The following is a 3,398-nucleotide window of genomic DNA, read 5'->3' on the forward strand; positions in this document are numbered from 1 at the left end:
AGATAGAGCGGGTTCTCGCCCTCGATGGAGCGCGACGACATATCATTGCCCACTGTCACGCCGACAATGCGGCCCGAGGAGCAGATCACCAGGGTCAGCTCGGGTTCGGGGACATCCCAGCGGGAGTCGGAGCGAATGGAGACGGGATCTCCCGGAGCGACCACGCGCCAGGGGTTTGCCTTGAAAAACAGCTCCGGACGCGGCGCCGTGTAGACACGGTCGTAGAAATCGCCGCCACCCTCAGACTCACTCATGCGGGCACGCTTGGAGTCTTCGTAGGTGACACCCGCCGCCCAGACCTCCATGCGGCCATCCACGGGCGGGAGAATCTTCCAGTCCGGGGAGATCTCAGAGTAGCCGCTCACCGCGGACTCCGCCAGCATCGCAATCTCCGCCGGGCGCTCGTGTGCGAGCCACGACGAGATCGAGGCAAAGGTGCCTGGCTCGTGCGCTGTCAGGTCGAAAAAGCCCTCGGAGGTCTCGGCACCGAGGCGAGGGCCGTGCTCTGGGTGCAGGTAACGAAAGATTTCCACGGGGATATTATTCCACAGCCTGGGCATTTCTGCCTAAAGCTTGGGCACTTCTGCCTAATTTATACCAGCGCGCTGCTCGCTCTGCGGCGTCGCTGAGCCAGCTCTCGGTGTTTGCCATAGACTCCGCCAGCGTGCACGGCCCCGGCGCAAGCGGCAGAAAGGCACTGATTCCGGCGGCTGTGAGTGTTGCGTCCGTGAGATACTCCTCAACACTTCCGACGATCGCCGCTACCGGGACGCCTCTTGCCACTGCCCGTCGCGCCACGCCCAAGACTGCCTTTCCGCTAAGCGTCTGGCTATCAAGCTTTCCCTCACCCGTAAGCACCAGAGTTGCCTCTTCTAAGTGCCTCTCGAACTCGATGGCATCCAGCACCAGCTCGATTCCAGGGACAAGCTTTGCCCCCGGAAAGAGCCAGCGCAGTCCGTACGCAGCCCCACCCGCCGCGCCGTCGCCGGGCTGCTCGGGGAACCCCCGCTCGTCCCGGAACTTGCAGAGCTGTGCATCAAGCACTGCCACATCCTCGGGAGTCGCGCCTTTCTGTGGCCCGAAGATAGCGCTAGCACCTCGTGGCCCAGTGAGTGGGTTGTCCACATCACAGGCGATCCGAACGTCGTGGCTGACCTGTTGCTGGTAGCCAAACACCTCCAAAATTCCCGCACCGCCGTCGTTGGTCGCCGAGCCGCCCAGGGTGATGAGGAGTTTATTTGTCTTATGAGTGGCTTGCAAGAGAAGCTCGCCGACCCCGCGCGTGGTGGTGATTTTCGGGTCGCGCTTGCCTTCAGGAACCAGATTCAGACCCGCCGCCTGCGCCAGCTCAACGACGGCGGTATGATCGGGAAGGAGGCCCCAAGATGCTTCAACGGGCTCGCCCAGTGGCCCGGTCACCTGAGTGAGGATACGCCTGCTTCCTGTCGCGCTGAGCAGGACATCTAACGTTCCTTCGCCGCCGTCGGCCACGGGCAGGCAGACACATTCCGCCTCAGGAAAGACGCGCCGCCAGCCCTCCGCCAGTGCCTCCGCCGCGTCAGGTGCCGAGAGCGCCCCCTTAAACGAGTCCGGGCAGAGCAGGATTTTCATTACCGCGCGGCCTGCTCGATGGCTTGAAGTGTTTTTAGAAGCGCAGGAAGATCGGCGAGGGGCAGCATCGTGGCAGCATCGGAGAGGGCTTTCGTAGGCTCGGGATGTACCTCCAAAAAGAACGCATCCACCCCGACCGCCGCCGCCGCGCGCGCTAAGTGGGGCACAAACTCGCGTGTTCCGCCGGAGGCGGTTCCCAGGCCCCCCGGCTGCTGCACCGCGTGGGTGGCGTCGAAAACCACGGGGCATTTTGTCGCCGCTGCCATCTGCGGCAGGCTCCGGAAGTCCACGATCAGGTTGTTGTAGCCAAAGCTGACGCCGCGCTCGCACACTAAGATGCGCTGGTTGCCGGTCGCCTCAATTTTCTTGACGGCATTGACAATATCGAGCGGTGCCATGAACTGGCCCTTTTTCACATTGATCGCCTTGCCCGTCTCTCCAGCGGCGATTAATAAGTCTGTCTGGCGCGAGAGAAATGCGGGAATCTGGAGAATATCCACGTACTCAGCGGCAAGAGCACAGTGCGCGGGCTCGTGAACGTCGGTGAGCACGGGCATGCCGAAATCCTGGCGAATCCCCGCCAGAATCTCTAGGCCCCGCACCGGCCCCTGACCACGGAACGCCGCCCCCGATGTCCGATTCGCCTTGTCGAAGCTCGCCTTAAAAACAAAGGCAATTCCTAGTGCCTCACAGGTCGCTTTCACGCTCTGGGCGATCTCGCGGCAGAGGCTCTCGCTCTCGATTACGCACGGCCCTGCAATGAGAGCAAAGGGCAGTCCGCCGCCCATGGCAACGGAGTCAGAAATAGAAACGGTTCGAGTCATCACAGCCTCAGTCTATCGCAAGGAGAGGTAGAATCAAACTATGCAGCAAGCACAGCGGGAGCGAGCGGAACAAACCTATGTCGCGGAGCCGGGCAGAGTCTGGCATCGTTTCGTGGCGGTGCTACTCTGGGTGAACTTCGCGACATTGGTTCTCAACGCCTCGCTGGCGACTAAATTCTGGCGGGAAGGGAGTGGCCCCGCTACCGTCAGTCTGCTGGTCGCGTTCTTTAGCTGCGCGGTGATTGTGTTCTTCAAGCGCTTCTGCCGGCGGCGTGGGGTGCTGACGCTTTCCGAAGTCGGCCTTTCTTACTGTTCCCCAGTGGGAATCTCGGTGGGGCCGATTGCCTGGGAGGAGATCGCCGAACTCAAACTCGAACGCTCCGTTGGGCGCGCTTGGCTGTGGGTGCGGCTGCACAAAAATGGCAAGCGTGTCTGTATGTTCGTCCCCTGGGAACAAGCCGACTCTATTTTAGAGAAGTGCCAGAGCCGCACTCACAGTCGCTAGGGTTTTGGTTTCGTCTGTAGCACCACAAACTGGTCCCACTTCCCAAGATTGGGAGCGGCGCTGGTGTCCAATTTAGCGCGAAAAGAGTGCGCGGACGCGCTCTAGGTCTTCGGGCGTATCTACGGATTCGGGGACGCGGTCGGTGAAGACCATTTTGATACGGTAGCCGTGCTCCAAAGCGCGGAGCTGCTCCAGCGATTCGATTTGCTCCAGCGGGGTGCGCGGCAGGGTGGGGAACGTCTCCAGAAAGTCCCTGCGGTAGGCATAGAGCCCGATGTGCTGGAGCGGCTGGTAGCCCGGCGCATCGGCATTTCTTCGGTAGGGCAGCGGCGAGCGGGAGAAATAGAGCGCGAAGTTCTCCTTAGTGAGCACGACTTTCACCACATTGGGATCGCCTTCGCGGCCCTCAGGGAGTGGGCAGCACAGGCTCGACATCACCAGAGTGGCATCGGCTAAAA

The 3,398-nt window shown here is 61.5% G+C and carries 4 protein-coding genes and 1 pseudogene; 1 reads left to right on the plus strand and 4 read right to left on the minus strand.

What is annotated here, in order from left to right:
- The 3 genes and pseudogenes from ACH2EH_RS18655 to kdsA form a co-directional block, all read right to left on the minus strand.
- Positions 1-533, minus strand: a pseudogene (locus ACH2EH_RS18655) (fumarylacetoacetate hydrolase); the annotation flags it as partial.
- 7 nt (positions 534-540) lie between these two features.
- Complete coding sequence (locus ACH2EH_RS18660) at positions 541-1,611, minus strand: glycerate kinase (protein WP_395143987.1); 1,071 nt, start codon at positions 1,609-1,611, stop codon at positions 541-543.
- Positions 1,611-2,435 (minus strand): 3-deoxy-8-phosphooctulonate synthase, encoded by an 825-nt coding sequence (kdsA, locus tag ACH2EH_RS18665; protein WP_395143992.1) that lies wholly within the window; start codon positions 2,433-2,435, stop codon positions 1,611-1,613. Before kdsA ends, ACH2EH_RS18660 begins: the two co-directional genes overlap by 1 nt.
- A gap of 40 nt (positions 2,436-2,475) precedes the next feature.
- Between kdsA and ACH2EH_RS18670 the strand changes: the two genes are divergently transcribed.
- On the plus strand, positions 2,476-2,940 hold the full coding sequence (locus tag ACH2EH_RS18670; protein WP_395143989.1) for a hypothetical protein: 465 nt from the start codon (positions 2,476-2,478) through the stop codon (positions 2,938-2,940).
- A gap of 72 nt (positions 2,941-3,012) precedes the next feature.
- Here the strand turns inward: ACH2EH_RS18670 and ACH2EH_RS18675 are convergent.
- On the minus strand, positions 3,013-3,398 hold a 386-nt coding region (locus ACH2EH_RS18675), incomplete at its 5' end, for a cytidylyltransferase domain-containing protein (protein ID WP_395143991.1).

This window comes from Armatimonas sp., from assembly GCF_043760365.1.
Lineage (GTDB): Bacteria > Armatimonadota > Armatimonadia > Armatimonadales > Armatimonadaceae > Armatimonas.

What these genes read in the sequence shown, in the direction of transcription:
- ACH2EH_RS18660 (WP_395143987.1), bottom strand. Translation starts at nt 1,611, where the DNA reads ATGAAAATCCTGCTCTGCCCGGACTCGTTTAAGGGGGCGCTCTCGGCA.
- kdsA (WP_395143992.1), bottom strand. Translation starts at nt 2,435, where the DNA reads ATGACTCGAACCGTTTCTATTTCTGACTCCGTTGCCATGGGCGGCGGA.
- ACH2EH_RS18670 (WP_395143989.1), top strand. Translation starts at nt 2,476, where the DNA reads ATGCAGCAAGCACAGCGGGAGCGAGCGGAACAAACCTATGTCGCGGAG.